This window comes from bacterium (assembly GCA_028821235.1).
GTDB lineage: Bacteria > Actinomycetota > Acidimicrobiia > Spongiisociales > Spongiisociaceae > Spongiisocius.
In genome coordinates this window covers 1-3,387 of the sequence record JAPPGV010000020.1, presented here as the reverse complement: position 1 = coordinate 3,387, position 3,387 = coordinate 1, and the positions used below count along the sequence as shown (strand labels likewise).

Below are 3,387 nucleotides of genomic sequence, written 5' to 3'. Positions count from 1 at the left end.
AGAAGAAGAACAGCACGGCGGTGGACACCATCCGGGCGTCTCCCCAGTCCCACCACACCCCCCAGACGACACGCCCCCAGATCATGCCGGTCAGAAGCGTGATGGCCGTGAACAGCACGCCGACCTCGATCGCGGCCGCCGACACCAGGTCGGTGGTGGGGGAGCGGCGGATCAGGTACCAGGCCGCCGCCACCAGGCCGGCACCCAGCGCGATGTAGGCGGTTATCACGGACGGGACGTGGACGAAGAGCAGCCGGGCGGCTTCTCCCTGGGTCTCCTCCTCCGGGGCGGTGATCGACATGTAGAGGGCGACCGCAATGAGGCACAGCGCTACCACGCCCGCACCAGTGATGGCCCGGGACCTCGGGTGGGGGGTGGCGGCTGCGGGGCTCATCGGATCCGGTGGTCGGCAGGTCGGGCTGCGTGCGGACGGGGAGGTGTTGCCATGACGGTTTCTTAGCCCCGATCATTCATGGGTAGGGGTGTGTGCGGGTGGTGGGAATGGGTACTCCGTGCTCCTGACCGGGGGTCATGTCGGTGTGCTGGGTACATGAGTAATCAGGGCTACCGGTTGGTCTCGTCCATGGACCCCGCCAGCAGCACACCGACGATGACGAGGGCCAGGTTCATGGCCACCAGCAGGAGCAACCAGGAAAGGCTACCTCGCTGGGAGATGGCGGAATCCGTGCCCCGGGCGGTGGCCAACAGAACAGGGACAGCCGGAGGTATCGCCAGCAACGGCCCGAGCGCGGTACGCGCCCGCAGGCCGGTGACCAGCGCGCTCACCAGCGATCCCAGCAGACCCAGCGCCATCACCCCTGCGATCGCCAGCAGGGCCAGCCAACCCCAACCCGGGCTTCCCTCCGGTGCGTACAGGACGATCATCAGCGGGGCAAGCACCACGGTCACACCGAACAGCAGGGCGGAGCTCGCCAGGCTCCGCCCCAGGAAGCTGGCCGCGGGGTCGAGCCCGCTCAGGGTGAGCAGATCCCTGACCGGGCCGGACTCGCGGTCGCCGGCCCCGAGGGTCACCGTCATGCCGAACAGGATCACCACCAGCCAGAGCATGCCCGGGCCGACCCGGCGGAGCAGGGCGGTATCGGTGCCGATGGCGAGGGGCGCCAGGAGGAGGGCGAGGGCGGCGAACGGGGTGGCCATCCGGAGCGTCACCCCACCCCGGACCTCGACCCGCAGATCCTTGACGAATACCCACCGGACCTGTTGCCAGAAGGCGCGGGGGGTCATGCAGGCACCTCGACGACGGTTCCGGCGGCCACCAACAACCTGCGGGTGAGCAGCGACTCCGCCCGGTTGCGGTCGTGCGAGACCATCACCACTGCCCCTTCCCGATCGGTTACCCGTCCGACGAGATGGTCCACCAGCGGGGCGGCGGCCTCGTCCAGGCCGGCGTGCGGTTCGTCCAGGAGGAGCAAGCGGGGCGTCCAGGCGAGGAGGCGGGCGAACTCCACCCGGCGTTGCATTCCAAGGGAGGCGTGCGCCGCCTTCAACCCCGCTAATCCCGCCAACCCGACGGCGCTGAGGGGGTCACCATCCGCGGGTCCATGCCGCAGCCCGGCCGGAAGGTTCACGTTCTCCCTGAGGGTCAGCTCGGGCCAGAGGGCGGGGAAGTGGCCGACCAGGGCGATCTGTCGCCGGACGCGCACCAGATCCTGGGGGCGGGCGCCGGTGTCCACGCCCAGAACGGTGCCGCCGCCGGAGGTGGGCCGGAGCAATGTGGCCAGCAGGCGCAGGAGGGTCGTCTTGCCGGCCCCGTTGGGTCCGCTGACCCCCACTATCTCGCCGGCTTCGACCGTAAGGTCCACGCCACGCAGGATCACCGAGCCCGAGGCGGAGAACCCGGCGTCTACCAGTCTGACCAGCGGTTGACCTGACACACGCGGAGTGTAGAACGAAGCTCCGTGAAGCTCGGAAGCGCCCGACGACCGATCCCCGTCATCGCCACCGGTCACGAAGCCCATACCGGGCGAAGGGCTGGACCGTTTCACCTCCGACGCCCTCGGGCGGAGGTTCAGATCCTCTCGATGAGAACATCACTCGCGTGTGCCGCCAGGGCACGGAGATCGGCGAGGTCGGCGGTAAGCACTGTGCCATCCGGCTCTGCCATCGCAACTACGAGCGCATCGATCGCAGATCCCCGGCGTGCCAGGTATCTGAGGAGAGCAGCTCGTCGCGCCAGCTTCTGGGGCACCTGCTCGATCACGTTGCACACCTTCAGCAGCCGGTTGGCCCGCGCATCCCTGCCCGCATGACCGTGAAGGGCTTCGATCAATACCGGAGCGGGCACAACCGGAGGCCATGAGCCGGTGGTCCGCAAGGTCGCGATCAGTGCGACGCTTCTACGAGACCGCTCCGCGAGCCGGGATACCGCACCCGAGTCCAGAACCAGCAAGTTTTTACCGGTGCACGCCTAGACGGCTTCCCGCTGGGCCCTCCGGGCGATGCGGCCGGCCAGGGTCTGTGCCCAGGCGTAGTCCTCCGCATCGGGCTCTCCGACCTCGCTTAGAACCTCGGCCAGATAGGAGTCGGTCTCGCCGAGCAGCTGCTGCCGTCGAAGCTCGACCCGGACCGCCTCCTGCAGCAATTTGGACGGCGAGAACCCGCGGTCTTTGACCTCTCGATAGAGGTCGTCCGGTAGGTACACCTGGATTCTGGGCATACACCCTAATATACACACATCGAGTTCGACACCACCCCGTGGAGCCGGACCGCTGGTAGTTGCGGTATCCGGCAATCTATGGCGGAGATGTGACGGGTTCAACCCTCTTGTCACCGGATAACGAACCCGGATCAGTAGTCGAGATCGATCCGGATCGATCTACGTGCCGTTCAACCGGTCACGAAACGGGCGTGATTCGGACGCTAGAGCGTGCCGGTGTTGATGACCGGTCGGGTGCCTTGTCATCGCGGTCCTACGATGAGGGCAGGCCCGAAGCAAGGCCCAGCCAAGGCCGCCGACCGATCGACGTGCGGTCGCCCCGGGGTGTCAGGGGGTCCGGCGGCGGGAGGCTAGTTCCTCCATCACTTCCCCTGCGCTGACACCCCGTTCCGCCAGCAGGACCAGCAGGTGGTAAATCACGTCTCCCGCCTCCTCGGCCACCCGCCGGTCCCCGGCCCGGCCCGATTGGTGAAGGAGAGCGGCCTCGGCCAGTTCCGCAGCCTCCTCGATCAGCTTCCGTCCGGTGGCGGGCGGTCCTCCCTCGGCGAGCCGGACGGTGTAGGAACCGGTCGCGGACGCCGAGGAGATACGGTCGGCGATGGTCTGCCACAACCCTTCCAGGCCGGCGAAGCCCTGCGGAGCGGGACTATTCGCACCGTCGATGTCCTCGAAGCAGGTGCGGCTGCCGGTGTGGCAGGCGGGCCCGGCGG

Annotated in this window: 6 protein-coding genes; all 6 read right to left on the bottom strand. The window is 68.1% G+C overall.

Features of this window, described 5'->3' with window-relative positions; genetic code table 11:
• The coding region (gene ccsA, locus OXK16_02375; GenBank protein MDE0374794.1) for a cytochrome c biogenesis protein CcsA at window positions 1-394 on the bottom strand (394 nt) is incomplete at its 3' end.
• Window positions 395-564: 170 nt separating this feature from the next.
• A complete protein-coding gene (locus tag OXK16_02370) occupies window positions 565-1,245 on the bottom strand; it encodes a heme exporter protein CcmB (protein ID MDE0374793.1) in 681 nt (226 codons plus the stop codon).
• Window positions 1,242-1,895: an ATP-binding cassette domain-containing protein gene (locus tag OXK16_02365; protein ID MDE0374792.1), complete on the bottom strand. Its 654-nt coding sequence runs from the start codon at window positions 1,893-1,895 to the stop codon at window positions 1,242-1,244. The genes OXK16_02370 and OXK16_02365 overlap by 4 nt, the downstream gene beginning before the upstream one ends.
• A gap of 134 nt (window positions 1,896-2,029) precedes the next feature.
• On the bottom strand, window positions 2,030-2,305 hold the full coding sequence (locus tag OXK16_02360; protein MDE0374791.1) for a hypothetical protein: 276 nt from the start codon (window positions 2,303-2,305) through the stop codon (window positions 2,030-2,032).
• A gap of 123 nt (window positions 2,306-2,428) precedes the next feature.
• On the bottom strand, window positions 2,429-2,677 hold the full coding sequence (locus tag OXK16_02355; protein MDE0374790.1) for a hypothetical protein: 249 nt from the start codon (window positions 2,675-2,677) through the stop codon (window positions 2,429-2,431).
• Between the two features lie 327 nt (window positions 2,678-3,004).
• Window positions 3,005-3,387 (bottom strand): phosphoribosyl-ATP diphosphatase (gene hisE, locus OXK16_02350; protein ID MDE0374789.1); only part of this gene is annotated, 383 nt, incomplete at its 5' end.